The 22570-nt window shown below is 66.6% G+C and carries 25 protein-coding genes; 14 read left to right on the top strand and 11 right to left on the bottom strand.

The window, feature by feature from the left end; genetic code table 11:
* Positions 1 to 25: 25 nt before the first annotated feature.
* The 4 genes from AB4Z44_RS01530 to AB4Z44_RS01515 form a co-directional block, all read right to left on the bottom strand.
* Positions 26 to 1672, bottom strand: a complete 1647-nt coding sequence (locus AB4Z44_RS01530) for an ATP-binding protein (protein ID WP_404712331.1) — start codon at positions 1670 to 1672, stop codon at positions 26 to 28.
* A complete protein-coding gene (locus AB4Z44_RS01525; RefSeq protein ID WP_404712330.1) occupies positions 1669 to 3165 on the bottom strand; it encodes an ATPase domain-containing protein in 1497 nt (498 codons plus the stop codon). The genes AB4Z44_RS01530 and AB4Z44_RS01525 overlap by 4 nt, the downstream gene beginning before the upstream one ends.
* A gap of 107 nt (positions 3166 to 3272) precedes the next feature.
* Positions 3273 to 4055, bottom strand: a complete 783-nt coding sequence (locus tag AB4Z44_RS01520) for an SDR family NAD(P)-dependent oxidoreductase (protein ID WP_404712329.1) — start codon at positions 4053 to 4055, stop codon at positions 3273 to 3275.
* Between the two features lie 18 nt (positions 4056 to 4073).
* Entirely contained in the window at positions 4074 to 5213 is a 1140-nt protein-coding gene (locus AB4Z44_RS01515) for an HlyD family secretion protein (RefSeq protein ID WP_404712328.1), read from the bottom strand.
* A 108-nt stretch (positions 5214 to 5321) separates the two neighbouring features.
* On the opposite strand from AB4Z44_RS01515, the gene AB4Z44_RS01510 reads away from it, so the two are divergent.
* The 3 genes from AB4Z44_RS01510 to AB4Z44_RS01500 are packed head-to-tail and all read left to right on the top strand — an operon-like array spanning position 5322 to position 8934.
* On the top strand, positions 5322 to 6935 hold the full coding sequence (locus AB4Z44_RS01510) for a DHA2 family efflux MFS transporter permease subunit (protein WP_404712327.1): 1614 nt from the start codon (positions 5322 to 5324) through the stop codon (positions 6933 to 6935).
* Positions 6936 to 6946: 11 nt separating this feature from the next.
* A complete protein-coding gene (locus tag AB4Z44_RS01505) occupies positions 6947 to 8353 on the top strand; it encodes an efflux transporter outer membrane subunit (RefSeq protein ID WP_404712326.1) in 1407 nt (468 codons plus the stop codon).
* Positions 8353 to 8934 carry a TetR/AcrR family transcriptional regulator gene (locus AB4Z44_RS01500; protein WP_404712325.1) on the top strand — a complete coding sequence of 194 codons (582 nt, stop codon included), beginning with the start codon at positions 8353 to 8355 and terminating at the stop codon, positions 8932 to 8934. The genes AB4Z44_RS01505 and AB4Z44_RS01500 overlap by 1 nt, the downstream gene beginning before the upstream one ends.
* Positions 8935 to 9082: 148 nt before the next feature.
* Here the strand turns inward: AB4Z44_RS01500 and AB4Z44_RS01495 are convergent, their stop codons facing one another.
* Positions 9083 to 9391 carry a hypothetical protein gene (locus AB4Z44_RS01495; protein WP_404712324.1) on the bottom strand — a complete coding sequence of 103 codons (309 nt, stop codon included), beginning with the start codon at positions 9389 to 9391 and terminating at the stop codon, positions 9083 to 9085.
* A 173-nt stretch (positions 9392 to 9564) separates the two neighbouring features.
* Between AB4Z44_RS01495 and AB4Z44_RS01490 the strand changes: the two genes are divergently transcribed.
* On the top strand, positions 9565 to 10104 hold the full coding sequence (locus tag AB4Z44_RS01490; protein ID WP_404712323.1) for a DedA family protein: 540 nt from the start codon (positions 9565 to 9567) through the stop codon (positions 10102 to 10104).
* 51 nt (positions 10105 to 10155) lie between these two features.
* Here the strand turns inward: AB4Z44_RS01490 and AB4Z44_RS01485 are convergent, their stop codons facing one another.
* Positions 10156 to 11286, bottom strand: a complete 1131-nt coding sequence (locus AB4Z44_RS01485; protein WP_404712322.1) for an MFS transporter — start codon at positions 11284 to 11286, stop codon at positions 10156 to 10158.
* A 22-nt stretch (positions 11287 to 11308) separates the two neighbouring features.
* Positions 11309 to 12178, bottom strand: a complete 870-nt coding sequence (locus AB4Z44_RS01480) for an SMP-30/gluconolactonase/LRE family protein (protein WP_404712321.1) — start codon at positions 12176 to 12178, stop codon at positions 11309 to 11311.
* Between the two features lie 81 nt (positions 12179 to 12259).
* On the opposite strand from AB4Z44_RS01480, the gene AB4Z44_RS01475 reads away from it, so the two are divergent.
* Together AB4Z44_RS01475 and AB4Z44_RS01470 are read left to right on the top strand one after the other, a co-directional pair.
* The gene (locus AB4Z44_RS01475) at positions 12260 to 12835 is read left to right on the top strand and encodes a TetR/AcrR family transcriptional regulator C-terminal domain-containing protein (RefSeq protein WP_404712320.1); all 576 of its coding nucleotides are present in this window, start codon (positions 12260 to 12262) and stop codon (positions 12833 to 12835) included.
* 16 nt (positions 12836 to 12851) lie between these two features.
* Positions 12852 to 14390 carry an FAD-binding oxidoreductase gene (locus AB4Z44_RS01470; RefSeq protein ID WP_404712319.1) on the top strand — a complete coding sequence of 513 codons (1539 nt, stop codon included), beginning with the start codon at positions 12852 to 12854 and terminating at the stop codon, positions 14388 to 14390.
* A gap of 138 nt (positions 14391 to 14528) precedes the next feature.
* Here the strand turns inward: AB4Z44_RS01470 and AB4Z44_RS01465 are convergent, their stop codons facing one another.
* The gene (locus AB4Z44_RS01465; RefSeq protein ID WP_404712318.1) at positions 14529 to 15203 is read right to left on the bottom strand and encodes a DUF6629 family protein; all 675 of its coding nucleotides are present in this window, start codon (positions 15201 to 15203) and stop codon (positions 14529 to 14531) included.
* A 202-nt stretch (positions 15204 to 15405) separates the two neighbouring features.
* Between AB4Z44_RS01465 and AB4Z44_RS01460 the strand changes: the two genes are divergently transcribed.
* The 6 genes from AB4Z44_RS01460 (at position 15406) to AB4Z44_RS01435 (ending at position 19441) form a co-directional block, all read left to right on the top strand.
* Positions 15406 to 15924, top strand: a complete 519-nt coding sequence (locus AB4Z44_RS01460) for a GNAT family N-acetyltransferase (RefSeq protein ID WP_404712317.1) — start codon at positions 15406 to 15408, stop codon at positions 15922 to 15924.
* 220 nt (positions 15925 to 16144) lie between these two features.
* Entirely contained in the window at positions 16145 to 16969 is an 825-nt protein-coding gene (locus AB4Z44_RS01455) for an alpha/beta fold hydrolase (protein ID WP_404712316.1), read from the top strand.
* A gap of 57 nt (positions 16970 to 17026) precedes the next feature.
* Positions 17027 to 18022: an SDR family oxidoreductase gene (locus tag AB4Z44_RS01450; RefSeq protein WP_404712315.1), complete on the top strand. Its 996-nt coding sequence runs from the start codon at positions 17027 to 17029 to the stop codon at positions 18020 to 18022.
* A gap of 61 nt (positions 18023 to 18083) precedes the next feature.
* On the top strand, positions 18084 to 18392 hold the full coding sequence (locus AB4Z44_RS01445; protein ID WP_404712314.1) for a hypothetical protein: 309 nt from the start codon (positions 18084 to 18086) through the stop codon (positions 18390 to 18392).
* On the top strand, positions 18340 to 18612 hold the full coding sequence (locus tag AB4Z44_RS01440; protein ID WP_404712313.1) for a hypothetical protein: 273 nt from the start codon (positions 18340 to 18342) through the stop codon (positions 18610 to 18612). The genes AB4Z44_RS01445 and AB4Z44_RS01440 overlap by 53 nt, the downstream gene beginning before the upstream one ends.
* Before the next feature lie 106 nt (positions 18613 to 18718).
* Positions 18719 to 19441, top strand: coding sequence for a DUF72 domain-containing protein (locus AB4Z44_RS01435; protein WP_404712312.1), 723 nt, complete (start codon positions 18719 to 18721; stop codon positions 19439 to 19441).
* Positions 19442 to 19504: 63 nt separating this feature from the next.
* Here the strand turns inward: AB4Z44_RS01435 and AB4Z44_RS01430 are convergent, their stop codons facing one another.
* Positions 19505 to 20887 carry an L-serine ammonia-lyase gene (locus AB4Z44_RS01430; RefSeq protein WP_404712311.1) on the bottom strand — a complete coding sequence of 461 codons (1383 nt, stop codon included), beginning with the start codon at positions 20885 to 20887 and terminating at the stop codon, positions 19505 to 19507.
* 186 nt (positions 20888 to 21073) lie between these two features.
* On the opposite strand from AB4Z44_RS01430, the gene AB4Z44_RS01425 reads away from it, so the two are divergent.
* Together AB4Z44_RS01425 and AB4Z44_RS01420 are read left to right on the top strand one after the other, a co-directional pair.
* Positions 21074 to 21286, top strand: a complete 213-nt coding sequence (locus tag AB4Z44_RS01425) for a hypothetical protein (protein WP_404712310.1) — start codon at positions 21074 to 21076, stop codon at positions 21284 to 21286.
* Positions 21283 to 21435 (top strand): hypothetical protein, encoded by a 153-nt coding sequence (locus AB4Z44_RS01420; protein WP_404712309.1) that lies wholly within the window; start codon positions 21283 to 21285, stop codon positions 21433 to 21435. Before AB4Z44_RS01425 ends, AB4Z44_RS01420 begins: the two co-directional genes overlap by 4 nt.
* Before the next feature lie 3 nt (positions 21436 to 21438).
* Here AB4Z44_RS01420 and AB4Z44_RS01415 read toward each other — a convergent pair whose 3' ends face one another.
* Both AB4Z44_RS01415 and AB4Z44_RS01410 read right to left on the bottom strand, forming a co-directional pair.
* Positions 21439 to 21969 (bottom strand): hypothetical protein, encoded by a 531-nt coding sequence (locus tag AB4Z44_RS01415; RefSeq protein WP_404712308.1) that lies wholly within the window; start codon positions 21967 to 21969, stop codon positions 21439 to 21441.
* Positions 21970 to 22088: 119 nt separating this feature from the next.
* Positions 22089 to 22307, bottom strand: a complete 219-nt coding sequence (locus AB4Z44_RS01410) for a cold-shock protein (protein WP_404712307.1) — start codon at positions 22305 to 22307, stop codon at positions 22089 to 22091.
* Positions 22308 to 22570 lie beyond the last annotated feature (263 nt).

Here is a 22570-nt window from a genome sequence, read left to right as displayed (position 1 = left end):
CGTTCAAGGGGCGCTGCTTGACGGTTCAGCCGAACGCGACGACGTTGCTGCCGGGATTGCAGGCGCGGTTGAGCGCGTTGGCGAGTTCGATCAGGCCGAACGGCTTGTTGAGGCGCGGCAGATCGGCGACCGGATCGGCCGCGCCCGTATAGCCGGAAATCAGCAGGATCGGCATTTCAGGCCACTCGCCATGCACGCGCCGCGCCAGTTCGGCGCCGTCCATGTGCGGCATCTTATAATCGGTCACGACCGCCTCGATCGTGGAATTGGCGGCAAGCATCACGAGCGCCTCGGCACCGCCCTCCGCCTCCAGAACCCGATGGCCGAGATGGCGCAGCATTTCGGCGGTGCCGCGGCGGACCAGGGCTTCGTCATCGACAACCAGGATCACCAGCGGCCGCGATGGCAGGAGCGCCTTGCTCGGCGCGGCAGTAGCATCGGACCCGGCCGTGGCGGCGGTCACCGGCAGATAGAGATCGGCGCGCGTGCCCTGGCCGGGCTCGCTGTCGAGCACGAAAGCCCCGCCCAATTGCGCGGTGAGGCCGTGCACCATCGAGAGGCCGAGGCCGGTGCCGCGCCCCATTTCCTTGGTCGAGAAGAAGGGCTCGACCGCACGCGCCAGCGTCTCGGCATCCATGCCGGTGCCCGTGTCGATGATCGACAGCCGGATGTAGAGACCCGGCGGGAGCTTGGGTTCCGATCCCGGCCCCAGCAAAGCCGGCTCGACCGCGATCGTCAGCAGGCCGCCCCCCGGCATGGCGTCACGCGCGTTGACGCACAGGTTGAGGATCGCGAGCTCGAGCTGGTTCGGGTCCGCCAGCGCCTGCGGCAACTCGCTGGCGCAGCGCATACGAAGCTCGATCGTCGGTCCGATCGAGCTGGTGATGAGATCGCGCATGCCGTCGATCAGGCCAGCCATGTCGACCGGCCTGCTCTGCAATTCCTGCCGTCGCGCGAAGCCGAGCAGGCGTTGCACCAGGGTCTTGGCGCGCTCGCCCGACTGGAGCGCGTTGGCGATCCAGCGATCGGTGCGCGCATCCTGCCCCTCGAACTTGCGCTGGAGCAGGTCGAGCGTGCCGACGATCGGGGTGAGCAGATTGTTGAAATCATGCGCGACGCCGCCGGTGAGCTGGCCCAACGTCTCCAGCTTCTGGGCCTCGTGCAATTGCTCGACCGCGGCCTGACGCTCGGCGGTGCGCTGCTCGACGCGCTGCTCCAGCTCGGCCGCGAGCGCGTGCAATTCCTCCAGCCGGGCGCGCGCATCATATTGGCGCCGGCGGGCGCGCCGCGCGGATTGGGCGAGGCTCACCAGGGTCGTCGGGTGGAACGGCCGCTCGAGGAAGGTGACGTTGCCGAGCGTCTCGAGATAGCGCGCCGCCGCCGGATTGCGCTCCAGCCCGCCGCCGCGCAGCGTCAGCAGGATGAATGGGAAATCGGACCATTCGGGCTGCGCCGCGAGCCATTTCGCGAGCGGATGAAGATCGGCCGTGCGCAACGCCTCCTCGGTGATCAGCCCGTAGCCGGCGCCCTTGCCCATCTCCTCGACCATATGGTCGATCGATCGGCACGGCACGCCGAGCAGCCCCGCCTCGCCAAGCATCGCGCAGGCAACCTCGGCATCGCGCCCCTGCGGCGCCAGGATCAGCGCCCGTTCGGAAAGATGCGGAATCAATCCGTCTGTGCCGGCATCAGCAAGCCAGCGCCTTCATTGCCGCCGATCATGCTGGGCACACCGCGCAGCACGCCCTGAAAATTTGTGAGCGGCTCGCCCAAGGTAATGCCGCGGCTGTCGATCAGATATTCACGGATCGTATCCTCATGCGTGCCGGTGCGCTTCTTGATCACCGAAATGGCGCGGCGGACCCGCCCGGCCGCCTCGAAATAGCGCAGCAGGATCACGCTGTCGGCCAGGTAGGTGACATCGACCGGCGCCTTCATGTCGCCGACCAGGCCGTGCTGGGCGACGGTCAGGAAGGTCGATGTGCCCTGCCGGTTCAGATATTGCAGCAATTCGTGCATATGCAGGATCAGCGCCTGCTCGCCGGGCATCGCAGCCTGATAGCCGTTGAGACTATCGATCACGACCGTCGCGGCCTGATAGACCTCTACGCAGCGCTGCACACGCTCGGAGAATTCACCCGGGGTCAGTTCGGCGGCATCGACCTGCTCGATCACCAGGTTCCCGGCATCGACCATCGCCTGGAGATCGATCCCCAATCCGAGCGCGCGATCGAACAGCAGGCCCAGTTCCTCGTCGAACACGAACATCGCCGCGCGTTCGCCGCGATCGATCGCGGCCTTGACGAAGGTCAGCGTCAGCACCGATTTGCCGGTGCCCGCCGGCCCGAGGATCAACGTACTCGATCCGCGGCTGAGCCCGCCGCCCAGCAACGCGTTCAGTTCGGGCAATTGGGTCTCGATCTGGGATCGTTCGAACGTCGTCCTGTGCTCGGCCGATACCAACCGCGGGAAGACGCGCACGCCGCCCGATCGGATCACGAAATCGTGATAGCCGCCGCGATAGCGTTGGCCGCGATATTTGATGATGCGTGTGCGGCGGCGTTCGGCGCCGTAATCGGGCGCCAGTTCATCGAGGTGAATCACGCCATGGGCGAGACTGTGCATCGTGCGATCGTTGGTGTCGGCGGTGAGATCGTCGAGCATCAGCACGGTCGCGCCATGCCGTGAGAAATAATGCTTCAGCGCCAGCGTCTGGCGGCGAAAGCGCAGCGGGCTCTGCGCGAGCAGCATGATTTCGGAAAGGCTGTCGAGCACGACCCGATCGGGCTTCACCCGTTCGAACACCTCGAAGATGCGCCTGGTCGTCTCGCCGAGTTCGAGATCGGACGAGTAGAGCAGGCTCTGCTGCTGCTGATCGTCGAGCAGGTTTTCGGGCGGGATCAGCTCGAATATGTCGATCCCCGCCAGATCCCAGCCGTGCGAGGCGGCGCCGGCGCGGAACTCCGCATCGGTCTCGGACAAGGTGATATAGAGGCCGCGCTCGCCGGCCTGGGCACCGGCGATCAGGAATTGGGTGGAGATGGTGGTCTTGCCGGTACCGGGGCTGCCCTCCAGCAGGAACAGCCGCCCGCGCGCAAGACCGCCATCGGTGATGTCATCGAGCCCGGCGATCCCGAAGGCCGCCTTCTCCGTCAGATCCGCCATGCGCCTCTCATCCGCTGTCATACAGACAACGACGTTAGCGCATGGTTCGATCCACTACGTTGATCCGGGTCAGCAACGAATCCGCCACCGCAAGGGGAGAATCGATCTTACCGATACCTCTCGGCCACCTCGCGCCTGGACAAGCCCGGGCCCATCGCCAGCCGCGCCGCCTGCAGCGCCTCCCACTGGCCCTCGTCGGCCAGCGGCGGGATCGTGACGGTCTCGCCCCTGTCGAACCCGACCAGAGCCGCATCGACCAGATCGTCGACCTCCATCACCCAATCGACCGGCAAGGCGTCCACGTCCTTGCCCGAACGTTCCCAGATCTCGGTCCGCGTCGCGCCGGGCAGGACGACCTGCACGCGCACGCCTTCGGGCTCGGCGTGTTTGGCGAGCGACTGGCTGAGGTTGAGCAGGAACGCCTTGGAGCCGCTATAGACGCCGTCGAACATCTCGGGTGCGAGCGCCAGCACCGAGGCGATATTGACGATCCCACCGCGATGGCGCGCGACGAACGCCTTGCCGGCCGCGCCCGCCAGCCGGGTGGTGGCAGTGACGTTGAGTGCGATCAGAAGCCCAATCTGGGCGGGACCATTGTCGAGCAGGCTGCCGTTCAGCGACATGCCGGCATTGTTGATCAGCAGGCTGATCGTGGGATCGCTGGCGAGCCTGTGTTCGATCGCGGCCAGCTGAGCCTCGTCGGTCAGATCGGCGGGCAGGACTTCGACATTGACCCCGGTCTCGGCGCGTAGCCGCGCCGCGAGTGCCTCCATTCGCGCGGCATCGCGCGCGACGAGGATGAGGTCATAGCCGCGCTTGGCGAGACGATCGGCATAGACGGCGCCGATCCCGCTCGAGGCACCGGTGATGAGAGCAGTTCCTTGGCCCATAAAGACGTCTCCTGAAACTCAATGCGACAGGCGCACGCGCGCCGTGACGGACAAACCGGGCCGCAGGCGATCGACCTGCGGCTGATCGGTATCGAAGCGAATGCGCACCGGCACCCGCTGGACGATCTTGGTGAAATTGCCGGTGCCGGGTTCGAACGGCAGCAGCGAGAAGGTCGAGCCCGATCCCGGCGCGAAGCTCTCGACATGGCCCTTGATCTTGCCGCCGAGCGCATCGACCGACACCGTCGCGGGCTGGCCGACCGCCATGTCGCGGACCTGCGTCTCCTTGAAATTGGCGGTGACGTAGAGCGCGTGCAGCGGCACCAGGGTCAGCAATCGCGAGCCCGGCTGGACATAATCGCCGACCCGCACCTGACGATTGCCGATCGTGCCGTCGATCGGCGCGCGGATGAGGGTATGGCGCTGATCCTGCCGCGCGAGATCGAGCACGGCGGCGGCACGCTGGCGTTGCGCCTCGGCCTTTTCGAGCGCGGCATCGAGGGTCGCGCGCTTGGCGGAGGTGACGCTCGCCTCGCGCTCCGACACCGCCAGCATCGCCGCGGCGCGCGCCGACGCCTGCTCGGCGCCGATCGCCGCAGTGCGATACGTATCGGCATCGCGCTTTGCGACCGCGCCGGTCGCAACGAGCGCATCGTAGCGCTTGCGATCGGCGTCGGCGCGATCGGCTTCCGCCGCCGAGGCGCGGATCGTGGTGCGGGTCGCGGCGATATTGGCAACGGCGAGCCGTTCCTCGGCATCGAGGCTGACCAGAGCGGCGCGCGCCGACGCGACGTCGGCCTCGGCATTGGCGAGATCGGCCTGCGCGCTGGCGACTCGGGCATCGAACTCCTCGGGATCGATCCGGACGAGCGGATCCCCCGCCTTCACGCTCTGATTGTCGCGCACCAGCACGGCCTCGACCAGCCCGCGCACCTTGGGGGCGACCGACGTAGCATCCGCCGCGACATAAGCATCGTCGGTCGATTGCGACGAGGGTGCCGCCGTGATCCACGCCGCGCCACCGACCGCCGCGGCGATGGCGATCAACGAAACCGTCAGCGTTCGCGGCGACACCGGCAGGCGCCGCCTGGGCGCGCCCTCCTCCACCGCATTCAGGCGCATGTCCGCGAGCTGATCGCGAGTCGCTTCGGCATTCATCGTTTCGCTCCGTGGCGGGATGGCTTGCAAATATGATAGGCATCATATAAATGACGATCATCATTTGTCGAGTGGTGATTTTCACGCTCGGTTTTCGGGATGCGAAACATGGTCGCAGCGGCGGTCGGTCGGTTGAGAGCGCTGGGGCGGGATTGGTCCGCCAATCCGGCGGCCATGCCCGATGCAAGCAAATATCTGATCTTCGGCGTGATGGCGTTCGGCCAGTTCATGGCGCTGTTCGACATCCAGATCGTCTCGGCCTCGTTGAACGAGGTCCAGGCCGGGCTCGCCGCCGGACCCGACGAGGTAAGCTGGGTCCAGACCGCCTACCTGATGGCCGAGCTCGTGATGATCCCGCTCTCGGCCTATCTCGCGCAGGCGATGTCGACGCGCTGGCTGTTCGTGTTCTCGGCCGGGATGTTCACCTTTTCCAGCCTGATGTGCGGGCTGTCGTGGAGCATCGGATCGATGATCGCGTTTCGCGCGCTGCAGGGCTTCACCGGCGGCGCGATGGTGCCGTTGGTCTTCTCGGTCGGCTTCACGATCTTCACCGGCAAGCAGCGCGCGATGATCCCGGCGATCCTCGGCACCGTCGCGGTGATCGCGCCCACTTTGGGGCCGACCGCGGGCGGTCTGATCACCGACGCGTTCGACTGGCGCTGGCTGTTCTTCATCAACATCGTCCCCGGCGTTATCGTCACGACCCTGTCGGTGTTCGTGATCCGGGTCGACAGGGCGACGCCGTCGATGTTCGCGCGGATCGACTGGAGCCATTTCGCGGCGATGGCGATCTTCCTTGGCGGGCTCGAATATGTGCTCGAGGAAGGGCCGCGGAAGGACTGGTTCGGCGATGACGGCATCGCGATCTCGGGCTGGGTCGCTTTGGTCGCGTTCGTCCTGTTCCTCGAACGCTCCTTCTTCTCGCCCAATCCGATCGTGAAGCTGACCCCGTTCCGCAAGCCCACCTTCGTCTTCGCCTGCGTGTTCAACCTCGTGATCGGCTTCGGCATGTATGCCTCGATCTACCTCGTCCCGGTCTATCTCGCCCGCGTGCGCGGCTATGACAGCCTGCAGATCGGCACGACCGTGTTCGTCGTCGGTATCGCGCAGATCATGAGTGTCGTGATCGCCTCGAAGCTCAGCCAGAGGATCGATCTGCGCTGGATGATCACGGTCGGGCTGGCTTTGTTCGCGTGGAGCCTGTGGCTGACCTCGCACATGACCAGCCAGTGGGGCTTCTGGGAGCTGGCGCTGCCGCAGGCGGTGCGCGGGCTGGCCCTGATGCTCTGCATCGTGCCGAGCGTGACGATGGCTCTGTCGGTCTTTCCGCCGGCCGAGCTGCGTTACGCCTCGGGCCTGTTCAACCTCATGCGCAATCTCGGCGGTGCGATCGGCATCGCGGTGGTGAACACCCTGCTCCAGGATCACACCCGCATCGCCGCTGCTCGGTTGGGCGAAAATCTCGGCCATGATGCCGGCGGCGCGACCGACACGATCGCGACGCTCGCGCAGAAGATGGCGGCCTACACGCCCGATCCGGCGCAGGCTTTGCTGCTCGCGCGCGGCCTGTTCGCGCGGGTCGCGGGGCGCGAGGCGCTGACGATCGCGTTCGACGACATCTTCCGCCTGATGGCGTGGATGTTCGTGATCGCGCTGGTGATGGTGCCCTTCTGCCGCCCGACCAATCTGACCAACCCCGTTCCCCCCGACGCCGCCCATTGAGGACCCGGACCATGCGTGCTTCGCTTCACCTCCTCCCCCTGCTGGCGCTCGGCGCCTGCACCGTCGGGCCGAACTATGTCCGCCCGAATGTTCCGCTGACGCCGGCCTTCGCCACCGCCGGCGTGGTGACGCCGGCGGGCGATGCGGCTTGGTGGAGCGCCTATAACGATCCGTTGCTCGACAGCATCGTGGCGCGGGCGCTCGCGCAGAATTTGGACATCGCGGCTGCAGCGGCACGGGTCGATCAGGCCCGCGCGGCGGCGAACGCGGCGGGTGCTGCCCTGCTGCCGAGCGCGAGCCTCGGTGCGTCGGCCGAGAAGCAGAGCCAGTCGCTCGACACGCCGTTCGGCGCGGCCTCGAACAAGCTCGGCTTCCCGCGCGATTATGCGCTCTATCAGGTCGGCGCGCAGGCATCGTGGGAGGTGGACCTGTTCGGCGGGCTGCGCCGCGGACGCGAGGCGGCGCGCGCCGACTTTGCCGGTATGCGCGACCAGGCCGACGCCGTCCGTCTCGGTATCGCTGCCGAGACGGTCGATGCCTATCTCCAGCTGCGCGGGCTGCAGGCGCGGCTCGCGGTGGCGCAGCAACAGCTCGATACCGAGCGGCAATTGGTCAGCCTCGTGCGCCAGCGGGTCGATCAGGGCGTATCGCCCGACCGCGATCTCAACCGCACGCTCGGCGAGCAGCAGGGGCTCGAAGCCGCGCTGGCGCCGCTGCGTGCCGCGATCGCCGGGCAGATGAACCGGCTCGATATATTGATGGGCATGCAGGCGGGCACGTCGCGCGCCGAACTTACCCCCGTCGCCGCGATCCCGCTCGCGCCCGATCCGGCCGGTGACGTCGAGCCCGCCGCGTTGATGCGCCGCCGGCCCGATATCGCCGCAGCCGAGCGCAGGCTCGCGGCATCGAATGCCCGGATCGGCGTGGCGGTGGCGGAATATTATCCCCACGTCTCGCTCGCGGGCCTGTTCGGCATCGCCAGCGTGGGCACCGGCGGGCTGTTCACCGGCAATGCGGTCCAGGCGGGCGGCTCGGCGGGCCTACGCTGGCGGCTGTTCGATTTCGGCCGGGTCGATGCCGAGGTCGCGCAGGCGCACGGTCGCAATGCCGAGGCGCTGGCGCAGTATCGCGGATCGGTGCTGCAGGCGACCGAGGAGGTCGAGACGGCATTGTCGCAGTTAAACGAAGGCCGCACCGAGATCGCCGCGCGACAACAGCAGGTTGCAGCCTTGGCCAAGGCGCGCGATCAGGCACGGCAGGCCTATCAGGGCGGCGTGGTCGCGTTGGTCGATGTGCTGGACGCGGATCGCGCCTTGCTCGATGCGTCGGATCGCCTCGCCGCCGCGCGCGCCGGAACCGCGCGTGCATCGGTCGCCGCGGTTCGCGCATTGGGCGGTGGCTGGCAGGAAAGGAGCTGATGATGGCCGAAGCACTGTCGCACAAGGAGCGCACCCGCGCCCGCATCCTGGAGGAAGCGGCCGCGGCGATGCGCGCGTCGGGATCGGAGGGGATCAGCGTCGCGGCTTTGATGAAGCGCGCCGGGCTGACTCACGGCGGCTTCTACGCGCATTTCGCCTCGCGCGACGATCTGGTGGCGCATGCGATCGACCGGATGTTCGAGGACAGCCGGGCGATGCTGGCGCGCCATCTTTCGGAGGACGATCCGGCCGGCGGGCTCGTCAGCCTGATCGATCATTATCTGTCGGAGCGCGCGCGCACACTTCCGGAAAAGACCTGCTGCCTGCCTTCGCTGGCCGGCGAGGCGCACCGTTTGCCGGCTGCGGCACGCGAACGATTTGCGGCTGGGATACAGCGCTTCCAGGCCAGGATCGCCGAAAGCATCCGCGCACTCGGCCGCGACGAGCCCGAGGCACTGGCAGCGTCGATCGTGGCGGAGATGGTGGGCGCGATGGCGCTGGCGCGCTCGATCGACGGGGACAGCGCGAGACTTATGCTCACGGCGTCTCGGCAGCGGCTCAAGGAGCGGTTGGGGATTTAGGACCTTCGTCATGCTGAACGTGTTTCAGCATCCACCAGGCAATTTGCGCCGACAGTGCGGCACGCCTGGTGGACCCTGAAACGAGTTCAGGGTGACGCATAGCGGGTCGAGGAAGCACCTCGACATCGTCCGTCACCAAGTCCGTAGATCAGCAGCCGTTGCGGCGATTCTGCGCGGCGTCGTGCCGCTTGTCGAGATGACGGCCGAGCAAGCCGCCGCCGACGACGCCGGCGGCGATGCCGACCGGGCCGGCGCCGAGCGCCGCTGCGGCGAGACCACCGCCGCCGGCACCCGCGAGCAGGCCGGTCGTGCCACTGCTCTTGCGGCAATGGCGGTAATAATAGCGGCTATGGCCGTGATAGCGATGCACGCGCGGCGCCGAATCGGGCTGCGCGAAGGCCGGCACCGGCGCGATCATGGTCGCGGCGACGGCGGCAAGCGTGAGGATCTTCTTCATATGGTCCCTCCAAAATGCGGGGCTATAACGGCCAAGCAACGATCTCGTTTCATGCGCTGCCGCGCAACCGTTCGGCGGTGGATCGAAGCGTGGAGAAGGCAGATAGGCGAGCCCGGACCGGATGCTCGTGCGTATCGGCTGGCCATCGGCACTCATTGGGGATCGGCCAGATCGTGGAAGCGTTGATCCTGCATTACGGTGTCGTCGCCATCTTCCTGGGCGCGGGGATCGAGGGAGAACCGTTCGCGCTGGCGGGCGGCATCCTCGCGCACCGCCACTGGATGTCGCCCTACATCGCCGCGCTCGCATCGATCGCGGGCGCCTGCTTCATCGATCAGCTCTGGTTCCACCTCAGCCGCCATTTCCGCCGGAGCCGGATCGTGCAGCATATGGTCGCGCGTCCTGCCTTCGAACGATCGCTCGCGCTGATCGAGCGCTATCCGGTCTGGTTCGTGCTCCTGTTCCGCTTCGCCTACGGGTTGCGTGCTGTGGCGCCGGTGGCGATCGGCGCGTCGCGCGTGCCGACGCGGCTGTTCGTGCCGCTCGATATCGTGGCATCGATCGTCTGGGGCAGCGCCTTCACCGCTGCAGGCTATCTGATCGGCCCGGCGTTCGAGGCGGTCGAGGCGCGTTACGGAACCGGCATCACCATCGCGACGATCGCCCTCTCCGCGTTGGTGCTGGTGATCGCGCTGCGACGCGGGCGACGGTGATCCGCCGTCAGCGCGCCGCCGCGTCGCGGATCGCCACCACCTGCAGGCCGATCAGGATGCCCACGCCGACCAAAGCCGCGCCGATATAATAGGGCCAATCGGGCCCGAGCCCCGCATAGATCGCCCCGAAGATCGGCGGCACGACGATGCGACGAGCGCATTGCTGGCCATCAGCAATCCGTTGACGCTGCCCTGCACGTCGGGACCGATCGATCGCGAGATCAGCGCGCCCGCGGTGGGGAAGGCGATGCTGTGCCCGCCCATCAGCGCCGACATCAGTACGACCGCTGCCAGCGGATCGCGCAGCAAAGGCTGGAACAGCATGCTCGCCGCCAGCACCGCCAGGCCGCCGACGATGACGCGCGCTTCGCCGAAGCGGCGGGTCGCACGGCCGATCGCCATGACCTGGACCGAGAAACCGGTCAGCCCGACGGCAATGAAGGTCAGCCCCACCTCGTGCGTTGACCAGCCGAAATTGTGCGCGGTCCACAGGCCGAACACCGCCTCCATCGATGCGAATGCGCCGATCCCGATGAAGGCGATTGCGAAGAGCCGTGCGAGCAAGCCATGCGTGCCCACGATCCGCGCCGCCTCTCCCCATTTCGGCAGCGGGCGCGCCGCGCCCGGCGCGTGGCTTTCGTGCAGCACGAACAGGCTCCACAAGGCCGCCAGCCCTGCCACCGCCGCCGACATCAGGATCGGCAGGCGGAAGCCGGCGAGCCCCTGATCGGGCGCCGCCAGCAGCCCGCCGATCGCCGGCCCGATCGCGAAGCCCAGGTTGAGCGCGGCGCCGAGCAGGCCGATGCTGCGCGCGCGTTCCTCGGGGCGGGTCACGTCGGCGATATAGCTCTGGCACACGCCGACGGTGCCGCTGAAGAAGCCGGTCAGCACGCGGATGACCAACGCCAGAGCGAGGTTCGGCACGAACGCGAAGGCGAGATAGCTGAGCGCGGTGCAGGCCGTCGTGCCGATCAGGATCTTGCGGCGGCCATAGCGGTCCGAATTGCGGCCCCACCATATCTCGCCGAAGATGCCGCCGAACGAATAAGCCGCGAACAACAGGGTCACCTCGATCGGGCTGGCGTGCAGCTCGCGCCCATAGAAGGGCAGCAGCGGGATGATCAGGCTGAATCCTGCGAAATTGACGAACACGATCACGAGGATGAGCAGCAGGGACCGCATCGGCAGCCCCGCCCGGGTGGCGTCAGCCGGCATAACGCGCCTCGGCGATCCCGCGCGCGCCGAGACCGGTGATGACGAAGGTCGCCCCGCCGCCATCGGGCTCGCGCCCGACCAGCGTGGGATCGATCGAGGTGACGTAGAGTTCGTCGAGCGCCGCGCCGCCGAACATCACGCTCGCCGGCAGCTTGACCGGCATGTCGATCACCCGCTCGATCTGTCCGTCTGGGCGATAGGCGACGATCTTAGCGCCTTCGCAGATCGCGACCCACATCAGCCCGTCGCGATCGACCGTGGCGCCATCGGGGATACCGCCCAGTTCGCGCGTGTCGGCGAACAGCCGTTTGTTCGCCACCGCGCCGGTGTCGATGTCATAATCGTAGGCGTAGATATGGTGGGGCAGGCTATCCGAGAAATAGAATGTCTTGTCGTCGGGCGACCAGCAGGGCCCGTTGCTGATCGCGATCTCGCGATCGAGCTCGCGCAGTTCATGGTCGGGACCGAGCCGATAGAGCGATCCGTAAGGCCGGCAATCGCGGATGTCCGAATCCCCCGATCCGACGACGAAGCGCCCACGCCGATCGACCTTGCCGTCGTTCATCTGCGCGCGCGGATGGAGGTGGCGGGCGGGTGCGAGGAGATCGATCGCGCCACTCTCCAGATCGAGCGTGGAGATGCCGTCCTTCAGCGCAACGATCGCGCCACCCTGCTCGCGCAACGCCATCGAGCCGATGATCTGGCCGACATCCCAGCGCCGCGTGTCGCCGCTCGCCGGGTGATATCGGTGGACCGCCTTGCCGACGATATCGATGAAGTACAGCGCCTGTTCGGCGACATCCCACAAAGGCCCCTCGCCGACCATGCAATGCGCCACGTCGATCCGCTCGATCTTCATCCACCCTCCTCTCCGGCTCATGCCGCGTCTTGTTATTTAGCAGTGGTAAGTTATCAATCCGATCGGGTCAATGGAGGGTGAATGGCGCGCAGGCGGACTATCGACGGACCGACGCTCGACTTGCCCCGGATCGTCGAGGCGGCATGGGCCTTGGTCGATCGGGAGGGGGTTGCTGCGCTCTCGACGCGCGCGCTCGCGGCGGCGCTCGATGTTCAGGGGCCGGCGCTTTATTATCATGTGCGGAGCAAGCAGGAGTTGTTGAGCCTGATGCTCGAACATGTGCTGGGCGAAAGCATCGGCATGCCCCCGCCCGATCTCGCCTGGCCCGATTGGCTCCGTTTCGTCGGGCGCGCGCAGCGCAACGCGCTGTTGGCGCATCGCGACAGCGCGCTCATCGCCTCGCATGCGCCGCCGACGCCGCGGCTGCGCGACGAGGTGTTTCCCCGGATCATGGCGCCCTTGCTGGCCGCCGGCCTCGCCGATCGCGAGGCGAGCGCCGCAGCGGGTGCGCTCGCCGGGCTGATCCTCGGCTGGGTGGTTTACGAGCAGCGACCGGAGACGCGCGATTTCGTCCTCGCCTTCCACGATCCGGACGAGGCATTCGAATTCGCGCTCGATGCGCTGGTACGCGGCATCGAAGCCAAGGCGCGCGCATGATCGATAGGAGAAGGACGTGACCCCTGTTTCATTGCGGCGTGCGGCCGCAACGTTCCTCGATCGCGCCACCCGCATCGTCGGCGCCGATCGCGTGTTCGCCGCGGCTGAGGATCGCGCGGCTTATTCGGATGCGATGGCGTTCGATCCCGGCACGCATGCCCCCTCGGGCGCGGTCGCGGCCGAGACGGTCGAGGAGATCCAGGCGCTGCTGCGGATCGCCAACGAATGCGGCGCGGCCTTGTGGCCGATCTCGCGCGGCAAGAATTTCGGGTATGGCGGGACGGCGCCGGTGCTGGCGGGGGCGGTGATCCTCGATCTGTCGCGAATGCGGCGGATCATCGAGATCGACGAGAAGCGCGGCTATTGCGCAGTCGAGCCCGGGGTCGGCTTCTTCGATCTGTACGATCGGCTGCAGGCGATGGGATCGAAATTATGGCTGTCGGTGCCGGGCAATGCCTGGGGCAGCGTCGCCGGCAATGCGCTGGAGCGCGGCGCGGGCCCGCAGCCTTATGGCGATCATGGCGCGCAGATCTGCGGGATCGAGGCCGTCCTGCCCGACGGATCGCTGGTGCGCACCGGCGCGGGGGCGATGGCGGGTTCGAAGACCTGGCATGTCGCGCGCAATGCTTATGGACCGGGCTGGGACCAGATGTTCTGCCAGTCCAATTTCGGCATCGTCACCAAGCTCGGACTGTGGCTGATGCCCGCGCCCGAAGCGACGATGACGATCCACCTGAGCCTGCCCGAGCCGGAGGATCTCGGGCGCGGCGTCGACATGCTCTATCCGCTGCGCCAGCGCGGGTTGATCGATCATGATGCGGCGTGGGTCAGCTATGTCGGCATCGCTTCCTATGTCGGGCCGCGCTCGCAATGGTATCAGGGCGACGGGCTGCTCCCCGACGAGGTCGGGCGCACGATCCGCCAGGAACTCGGCATCGGCTGGTGGAATGCCGAGCTCAATTTCTACGGCGCCGAGCCGGTGATCGCCGCCAAGTTGGCGGTAGTGAAGGCCGCGCTCCAGCCGCACTTCCGCGATCCGATCACGCATACGGTCTGGCGGCAGGGCGATCCGTTCGCGCTCAGCAAGGCGGGCATTCCCGGCACGCGCGATATGGCGATGATCGGCTGGTATGGCGGACGCGGCGGCCATATCGGCTTCTCGCCCCTGCTCCCGGCCGATGGCGCGCAGGCCAATGCCCAACTCGCGCGCACCCGCCGTCGCTATGCCGAGGCCGGCATCGATTATTACGGCGCCTTCGCGGTCGGCGGGCGCACGATCGTCAACATCAACGAGATCCTCTACGATCGCGACGATCCGAAGATGGCCAGGAACGTGCCTGCGCTGATGGATGCGTTGATCGCGGATGCGGCGGCCGAGGGCTATTGCGAGTATCGCACGCATATCGATCATATGGATCGGGTCGCCGCGAGCTTCGACTTCAACGACCATGCGATGCGGCGGCTCAATGGCCGGCTGAAGGATATGCTCGATCCCAACGGCGTGCTCGCGCCGGGCAAGCAGGGCATCTGGCCGAGGCGGTTTCGGGACCGTTAGAGCGCAGCCGCTCTGTCATCCGCCCGTCAGCCTGAACTCGTTTCAGGGTCCACCGGGCGTGCCGCACTGTCCGCGCCCGTGGCACGGTGGATGCTGAAACAAGTTCAGCATGGCGAAAGTGAAAACAGGCAACTCGCATCACGATTGCGGAACCGGCGCCCCGCCATTGGGCCGATCGACATCGATCGTGTTGCGGCGAAACTGCCAGTAGATCATCGCACTCAACGCGGCGGCATAGAAACACCAGACCGACGCGAAGGCATAATCGCGCACGATCTGCACCACCGTAAGCCCGACGACGTTGAGCGCACCATACCAGCGCACCACTTTGTGGCTCGACAACAGCAGCGAACCGCAGGTCGCCAAGATGTACAACAGCGATATGTTCAGATTGCCGGTCAGCGGATTGCGATAGGCGATCGAGTGGTTCTGGACGAAGGTCTGGCTGGGATAGAAAGCCAGCCCCCACAGATCCCACGCGCTCACCACCGCGCCGATCGCGACCAGCCCGATCATGACCCGCCGCCGCCAGCCCGCCGGCTCCATCAACACCACCGCGAGCGGCATCAGGAACGGCAGCAGCCCCTGCGCATAGATCCGGAAGACGTAGGCCGCGGCGCGCATGCCGTCCGGCCCGATCACCCCGTCGAGCCCGAGCCAGACCATCCCCTCGCTGAACTGATGGAAGGCGAACAGCAGAGGCACCGCCGCGAACAGCAGGGTGCGCGGCTCGCGGACATGTCGCAACGTCGCCACCCCGATCGTGGCGAGGACGCCCGAGGCGACGAAGCTGGCGGTGGGGGAAAAGCACATGCGGTCGCTGTGCAGTGCTTCCGGCGGCTTGGCCAGCCTTATGGACCGCGCCCTATGATCCGCTGGCGTACGCCCCCTAAATCCGATGCGATGACACCCGTTCGGTCTCTAGCGAAGTCGAGACACGGTAGCGCGGAACGTCCCTCGACTTCGCTTGGGACGAACGGTTCGCTTTTCATTCTCGACGCTCTAAAATCTACCGATGAAGACCGCCCGCCTCGAGCTGAGACCCGCGCAGATGGACGATCTCGCGGCGCTCCACGCGATGCTCTCCAACCCGATCATGATGCGCTACTGGTCGTCGCTGCCGCACGAGACGCTGGAGCGCACGTGCGAATGGCTCGAGGCAATGATGACGATCCCGCCGGACCTAGGCGAGGACTTCGTCATCGTCCACGAGGGCACGGTGATCGGGAAGGCCGGCCTCCATCGCTTTCCCGACATCGGCTACGCTCTGCATCCCGATTATTGGGGTCGTGGCCTCGCCCGCGAAGCGCTCGAGCCGATCCTCGATCGGGCGTTCGATGTGCATGGGCTTGCGTATGTCGAGGCCGATGTCGATCCCCGCAACGAAGCGTCGCGCCGGCTGCTCGGCAGGCTCGGCTTCACCGAGACGCGCACCGCCAGGAATACGTGGCTGATCGGCGAGGAACATTGCGACAGCGTCTATCTGCGGATCACTGCGCAGGCGTGGCGCGATCGACGTTCGGCTTCGGATTAATCTCCCACCCTTCGCCGAGCGCCGCATCGCTCTGCAAGAGCTGGCCGCGGCCCAGCAACTTCGGATGGTGCGGCGCGTTGGCCCCCTGCAGCGCATTCGTTCCGCCGCTGGGCCCGACTTTACTTTCGAGCCACCGGAAAGTTCCGTTAAATAGCTGTAAACTAACCGGAACATCGGAAGCCCCCGATCGGTTTTGCGGCTGCTTTCCGAGGAGTAGACTATGCCGACCATCGAAGGCCATGATGGCGCCCTGATCCATGTCAAGGAGATGGGATCGGGCAAGCCCGTCATCCTGATCCACGGCTGGCCGCTGACCGGCGACATGTTCGAATATCAGACGGTCGCGCTGGTCGAGGCGGGCTTCCACGTCATCACCTACGACCGCCGCGGCTTCGGCCAATCCTCCCACCCCGCGCGCGGCTATCATTACGACACGTTCGCGCACGATCTGGCGGCGGTGATCGATCGGTGCACACCCGATGGCGCGGCTTTGGTCGGTTTCTCGATGGGGGGTGGCGAGATTGCGCGCTACCTCACCCGCTACGGGCATGCGAAGGTCGCGAAGGCGGCGCTGATCAGTTCGGTCGTGCCCTATATGCTGAAGACCGACGACAATCCCGACGGCGTCGATCGCGAAGTGTTCGAGGACATGAAGGGGCAGATCCGCAAGGATCGCTTTGCCTTCCTCCAGACCTTCGCCAAGCAATTCTATGGCGCGGGGCTCGTCTCCAGCCCGGTCAGCCAGGGCGTACTCGACTGGACCTTCCTGCTGGCGAGCATGGCCAGCCCGATCGCGACCGCCGCCTGCGTCGATGCCTTCGGCACGACCGATTTCCGCCCGGATCTGCCGTCCTTCGCCGGCGTCGACACGCTCATCATCCACGGGACCGGCGACAAGACGGTGCCGATCGACCCGGCCGGCCGCGCCGCTGCCAAGGGCATCCCGCACGCACGGCTCATCGAATATGCCGGCGAACCCCACGGCCTGTTCGCGACCGCACCCGATCGCCTGAACGAGGATCTGATCGCCTTCCTGCGCGGCTGACAGCGGCGGCGCCCCCGGCTTCCCGAACGACACACTCTCACACACAAGGCTAAGACCATGGCAGATGATAAAGACGGCCCCTCGCGGCGCACGATCGTAGGCGGCGCCGCCATCGGCGTGGCGGCCGCAGCCGCCCCCGCGATTGCGGCCGGCACCCAGGCGAGCGGCGGCAATCCGCTCGTCGATCCGACGACGAAATATCCCAAGCCACCGTTCGAGCGCCAGTCGCAGCCCTGGCCCGGCCTGGCCGGCAAGATGACGCCGCGCCCCGATCATGGCGAGACCAGCTACAAGGGCTCGGGCCGGCTGGCCGGGCGCAAGGCCTTGATCACCGGCGGCGATAGCGGTATGGGCCGCGCCGCCGCGATCGCTTACGCGCGCGAGGGCGCCGATGTCGCGATCAGCTATTATCCGAGCGAAGAGCCCGACGCGCGCGAGGTCGTCGCCTTGATCCAGCAGGCCGGCCGCAAGGCGATCGCCCTGCCCGGCGATCTGCGGGAGGAGAGCTATTGCACCAGGCTGGTCAAGGACGCGATGGCAGGGCTTGGCGGGCTCGATATCCTCGTGATGAATGCGGCCCGGCAGCAGGCCCGCGCCTCGATCCTCGATCTTACCACCGAGGAATTCGACGCGACGATGAAGACCAACATCTATGCGCCGTTCTGGATCATCAAGGCGGCTTTGCCGCACCTGCCGGCCGGATCGGTGATCATCGGCACCACATCCGAACAGGCCTATGATCCCACTCCCGATCTCTATCACTATGCCCAGACCAAGGCAGCGACGATGAATTACGTGAAGTCGCTCGCCAAGCAGCTTGCCCCCAAGGGCATCCGCGTGTGCGGCGTGGCACCCGGCCCGATCTGGACCCCGCTTCAGGTGAGCGGCGGCGCGTCGATGGAGAAGCTCGAGCAGTTCGGCGGCGATACCCCGCTGATGCGCCCGGGCCAGCCCGCCGAATTGGCCGGCATCTATGTCCGCTTGGCCGAGAGCGATAACAGCTATACCACCGGCAACATCTACGGCGCGGGCGGCGGCAAGGGCCAGCCATAGGCTGGCGGAACGCTCCTCCGCGCCGATCCGTTGGCGCTATTCCTCAAGACAAGGCCGAACCATGTCCCGCATCCCCAATGACGACATCGCCCCCGAACTGGACAATGACGAGCAGAATGACGGCGATCAGGCGCAGGACGTCGCCGACGATGCCCTGGGCCTCGGCGGCGATCTGTCCGAAGACAGCGAGCATGGCGGCCGGGCGAACCCCGCTGCGGTCATGCCCGACGATACGCCCGATCTGGTCGATACGATGAACCAGATGGTGAGTAGCGGTGTGATCGATAACGGCGCCTTTGCCGGCGAGCCGATGCACGATGACGAAGAAGACCGGCTCGGCCAGACCGATAGCGACGACGACGACGATTGATCGAAGACCGGCGGCTGTTCAACCGGCCGCCGGTTTCGGCGATATCGACAGCGCAGCGTGCGCGGCGAGCCTGCGGGACACGAACTCGGTGAAGAGCCGGACACGCTCCGTCTTGCGCGTTTCCCCCTGCGTGAGAAGCCAGAGCGTTCCGTACAAAGTGTTCGATCCCGCAATCAAGGGCGAAACCGATCGCTTTGCCTATCGGTTCGTGAAGCCATGACAGGTCCCGACTCCCACCCGCAAGCGAATGCCACGAGGCCGGCCTGCCAGGCAGCAGCCGTGATCGCGGCGCTGGAGCCCGCGCCGCGCGCGGTCGCCTGACCAGGATGGCGCCCATCGTCGGAACCGCTGGCTGGAGCATCCCCGCCAGCCAGGTCGACTGTTTCAGGCGCGACGGCAGCGTGCTCGAGCGCTATGCGACGCGCTTCGATGGGGTGGAGGTCAACTCCTCTTTCTACCGGCCGCACCGGCCATCGACCTGGGCACGCTGGGCCGCGAGCGTGCCGCCGGACTTCCGCTTTTCCGTCAAGGTTCCGAAAGTCGTGACCCACGAACGCAAGCTCGTCGGCTGCGGCGATGCGCTGGCGGCATTCTGCGATCAGGTCGCCGCATTGGGCGACAAGCTTGCCGTATTGCTGGTTCAGCTGCCACCCAAGCTGAGCTTCGATCGATCGCTCGTGACCGACTTCTTCGGGCTGCTGTCGTCGCTCACCGATGTCCAGGCCGTTTGCGAACCCCGGCATTTGAGTTGGTTCGACGACGATGCCGATCGCTTGCTGCGGGATATGCGGGTGGCCCGGGTCGCGGCCGATCCGGCGCTTACGCCGTCAGCCGCCTTGCCCGGCGGGTGGCCGGGGATCGCTTATTGGCGGCTGCACGGCTCGCCCGTCAGATATCGGTCGGAATATGGGGCCGATCGTCTGGAGGATTATGCGCAGTCGGTTCGGCGAGCGCGGGATGCGGGCAGCGCTATCTGGTGCATATTCGACAACACCGCATCCGGAGCCGCGACCGAGGATGCTCTTCGCTTCTCGTCCCTGGTGGGCTGAACCAGGGCAGCCATCGCAATCGGCCATTGCCGGCCGGCGCCCGAAAATGGATCGCGCCTTACCTCAGCACTCGACAACGTTCACCGCCAATCCGCCGAGGCTCGTCTCCTTGTATTTGGACTTCATGTCTTCACCCGTCTGGCGCATCGTCTCGATCACCTGATCGAGGCTGACGATATGCTTCCCGTCGCCATGCAGCGCGAGGTAAGCCGCGTTGATCGCCTTGATGGCGCCCATCGTGTTGCGTTCGATGCAGGGGATCTGGACGAGCCCGCCGATCGGATCGCAAGTGAGGCCGAGATTATGCTCCATGCCGATCTCGGCGGCGTTCTCGACCTGCGCATTGGTGCCGCCGAGCGCCGCCGCTAGGCCCGCCGCCGCCATCGAGCAGGCCACGCCGACCTCGCCCTGGCACCCCATCTCGGCGGCCGAGATCGAGGCGCGCTTCTTGTAGAGGAAGCCGATCGCCGACGCCGTGTAGAGCAGTTTACGCGATCCCTCGCGCGACGCGCCATGGACGAACGCTTCGTAATATTTGAGCACGGCCGGGATCACGCCGGCCGCGCCGTTGGTCGGCGCGGTGACGACGCGGCCGCCCGCGGCATTCTCCTCGTTCACCGCCAACGCGTAGAGGCTGACCCATTCGAACACGAGGCTGGGGTCGGTGCGCGGGCCGCGATCCATCAGTTTCTCGTGCATGTGCCGCGCGCGGCGCTGGACATGGAGGCCGCCGGGCAATTCGCCCTCGCCCCTCCGTCCACGATCGATCGAGGCGAACATGGCGGCGCGGACATTGTCGAGGAACGCTTGCGTTTCGCCCTCGTCGCGCCACGCGCTCTCGTTCGCGCGCACGATATCGGCGATCGAAAGCCCGGTCGCCTCGCCGATCGCGAGCAGTTCGGCGGCCGAACTGAACGGATAAGGCAGTTCGATATTGGCGCGGACCGGCACCTCGCCCTCCATGCGGATCGCGCCGCCGCCGATCGAATAATAGCGCCGGCTGATCCGGCTGCCGTCCGCCAGCACCGCGGTGAACGCCATGCCGTTGGGGTGCGCCGGCAGGAAGCTCTTGTGGAAGACGAGATCCTTGCCCTCGCAGAACGGGATTTCGACCCGGCCGCCGAGCACCAGCCTCTCGTCCGATCGGATCCGCGCGACCAGGGCCGGCACCGCATCGGGGTCGACCCCCTCGGGCGTCTCGCCCGACAGGCCGAGCAGCACCGCGCCGTCGGTGCCGTGCCCGCGCCCGGTCAGCGAGAGCGAGCCATACAGATCGCAGCGCACCCGTTCGGGCGTGATCCCGTCCTCGATCAGGCCGCGCGCGAAATCGAACGCCGCGCGCATCGGGCCGACCGTGTGCGAGCTGGACGGGCCGATGCCGATCGTGAACAGATCGAACACGCTGATCGAGACGTGCTGCGGGTCCGGTTTGCGTTCGCTGGTCATGCCGCCAGCCCCAACACCCAAAAGCCCGTCATTTCAACGCCACCGCGCGCTTGCCGAAAGTGCCTCGTCGATTTGATCATTTGGCATTCTAACCATGCGGGCCCATATACACCCCATCGCATTCGCTTATTCGGCAAGGATGCGGCTGAGAGACGATTGGCGCTCCCGCTTGGCGAGGAGACGCTCGTGCCTTCCCTATCGGACCAGAAGCGCTTCAGGCGACGCGAACGCCTCTCGCTGGCTGCCGCCAACGCGGCCCGGGGCCAGGGCTGGCGAACGATCCATGCCGAGACCATCCGGACCTGCGACAAGGCGGCCGCAGGACGATCCGCCGAAGACGTCGAGAACCAGACCCGCAGCTTGCTGGCGGCGTGGACCCATGAAGGTGGCGCGATATGATGAGCTTGCACGCCTTGTTCGGCCGTCATTCCGCCGATCTCAAGGCCAGCCGCTGGGACAATGGCCGCTTCGTCACCGATTGCCTGATCTGCGGACGCGAGATGATCAAGCACCCCGCCGGCACCTGGCAGATCGCGACCAGGCGCTGACGATCACACCGCCCGCATGAATCGCATCGCGGCCCACCGTGCGGCCCTAGCCAGACCGTAGACCAGCAAGCCTGCCACGATCACGTCGCCCGGGAACCAGCTGGCAAGATCGTTGACGCCGCGAAATAGCGGATAGCGTACGCCGCGCAGATGCAGCGCATCGATCATTGCGATGCCGAGCATGAGCAATGCGCCGACGGCCATTACGGCCATGGTCACGCGGGCCGGACTTTCGAGAAGATGGGCCAAGCGCGGCGCGATCCCCGCGCCGGCCGGCGAGGGCGTCGAACCATCCGGGCGGTCGGGAGCTCCGGGAATGCCGACACTCGGCGCAGCCGGCTCCTCCTTGTCCAGCAACGCATATGCCCATGCGAGCCGCTGATCCTTCGGCTCGCGCATGGAACCGCATGCCTCGAGGCGGGCCTGATACGCCTTGCGCTCGCGGGCCAGAAACCAGGCCCGCTCTTCATCGGTAAACATCACCATCATCCCTCGATCGGCGGAGACCATCGATCCCGCGGCCGCCATGCTCATGCGATCACCTTCGCCGCTAGCCCGGCAGAGGCATGGGCACTGGCATCGGCATCGGAACGCTCGGCGGATAATCGTCGTCATTGTCGGCCGGCTTATGCGGCGGGGCCGGATCGGGCTCGTTATCGTCGCGCATTCGCGATCCTCAGATTGACGGCCGTATCCTTGCCCTGCGCATCGGCGGCGATGTCGTAGCGGATACGCTGCCTTTGGCGCAGTGTGCTCAGGCCCGCTTTCTCGACCGCGGCGACGTGGACGAAATCGTCCTTGCCGCCGCTATCCGGCGTGATGAATCCGAATCCCTTGATGCCGTTGAAGAATTTGACCGTGCCGGTGGGCATGCGCATTCCTTTCACAAGCCGGACGATCCGGCCGGGCGGTGAAGCGTGAAAAGGAACCGTCGCGCCTGGACGCGGCATCGAATTCCGTCGCAGGCGACGTCAGCGTCACCAAGATGGGGACGCCGCCCCTGAAAACAACGGCGTAACCGGGGCAGCCCACCGTATCCAACCCTGCGGCGCACACCACCGCATTGCGGCGGAGCGCAACCGCAATGTCCACATCGCGTTATGCCCCGACATCCGACGCCGACACGGCGAGCAAG

Origin of the sequence: Sphingomonas sp. MMS24-J13 (assembly GCF_044905095.1) — a bacterium.
Lineage (GTDB): Bacteria > Pseudomonadota > Alphaproteobacteria > Sphingomonadales > Sphingomonadaceae > Sphingomonas_I.
Note: the sequence above shows the minus strand (reverse complement) of the source record. Positions and strands in the feature narration are given on the sequence as shown.

Coding starts and splice junctions, on each gene's coding strand:
- AB4Z44_RS01525 (WP_404712330.1), bottom strand. CDS start 3,165: ATGGCGGATCTGACGGAGAAGGCGGCCTTCGGGATCGCCGGGCTCGAT.
- AB4Z44_RS01520 (WP_404712329.1), bottom strand. CDS start 4,055: ATGGGCCAAGGAACTGCTCTCATCACCGGTGCCTCGAGCGGGATCGGC.
- AB4Z44_RS01515 (WP_404712328.1), bottom strand. CDS start 5,213: ATGAATGCCGAAGCGACTCGCGATCAGCTCGCGGACATGCGCCTGAAT.
- AB4Z44_RS01510 (WP_404712327.1), top strand. CDS start 5,322: ATGGTCGCAGCGGCGGTCGGTCGGTTGAGAGCGCTGGGGCGGGATTGG.
- AB4Z44_RS01505 (WP_404712326.1), top strand. CDS start 6,947: ATGCGTGCTTCGCTTCACCTCCTCCCCCTGCTGGCGCTCGGCGCCTGC.
- AB4Z44_RS01500 (WP_404712325.1), top strand. CDS start 8,353: ATGATGGCCGAAGCACTGTCGCACAAGGAGCGCACCCGCGCCCGCATC.
- AB4Z44_RS01495 (WP_404712324.1), bottom strand. CDS start 9,391: ATGAAGAAGATCCTCACGCTTGCCGCCGTCGCCGCGACCATGATCGCG.
- AB4Z44_RS01485 (WP_404712322.1), bottom strand. CDS start 11,286: ATGCGGTCCCTGCTGCTCATCCTCGTGATCGTGTTCGTCAATTTCGCA.
- AB4Z44_RS01480 (WP_404712321.1), bottom strand. CDS start 12,178: ATGAAGATCGAGCGGATCGACGTGGCGCATTGCATGGTCGGCGAGGGG.
- AB4Z44_RS01475 (WP_404712320.1), top strand. CDS start 12,260: ATGGCGCGCAGGCGGACTATCGACGGACCGACGCTCGACTTGCCCCGG.
- AB4Z44_RS01465 (WP_404712318.1), bottom strand. CDS start 15,203: ATGTGCTTTTCCCCCACCGCCAGCTTCGTCGCCTCGGGCGTCCTCGCC.
- AB4Z44_RS01460 (WP_404712317.1), top strand. CDS start 15,406: ATGAAGACCGCCCGCCTCGAGCTGAGACCCGCGCAGATGGACGATCTC.
- AB4Z44_RS01455 (WP_404712316.1), top strand. CDS start 16,145: ATGCCGACCATCGAAGGCCATGATGGCGCCCTGATCCATGTCAAGGAG.
- AB4Z44_RS01450 (WP_404712315.1), top strand. CDS start 17,027: ATGGCAGATGATAAAGACGGCCCCTCGCGGCGCACGATCGTAGGCGGC.
- AB4Z44_RS01445 (WP_404712314.1), top strand. CDS start 18,084: ATGTCCCGCATCCCCAATGACGACATCGCCCCCGAACTGGACAATGAC.
- AB4Z44_RS01440 (WP_404712313.1), top strand. CDS start 18,340: ATGACGAAGAAGACCGGCTCGGCCAGACCGATAGCGACGACGACGACG.
- AB4Z44_RS01435 (WP_404712312.1), top strand. CDS start 18,719: ATGGCGCCCATCGTCGGAACCGCTGGCTGGAGCATCCCCGCCAGCCAG.
- AB4Z44_RS01430 (WP_404712311.1), bottom strand. CDS start 20,887: ATGACCAGCGAACGCAAACCGGACCCGCAGCACGTCTCGATCAGCGTG.
- AB4Z44_RS01420 (WP_404712309.1), top strand. CDS start 21,283: ATGATGAGCTTGCACGCCTTGTTCGGCCGTCATTCCGCCGATCTCAAG.
- AB4Z44_RS01415 (WP_404712308.1), bottom strand. CDS start 21,969: ATGAGCATGGCGGCCGCGGGATCGATGGTCTCCGCCGATCGAGGGATG.
- AB4Z44_RS01410 (WP_404712307.1), bottom strand. CDS start 22,307: ATGCCCACCGGCACGGTCAAATTCTTCAACGGCATCAAGGGATTCGGA.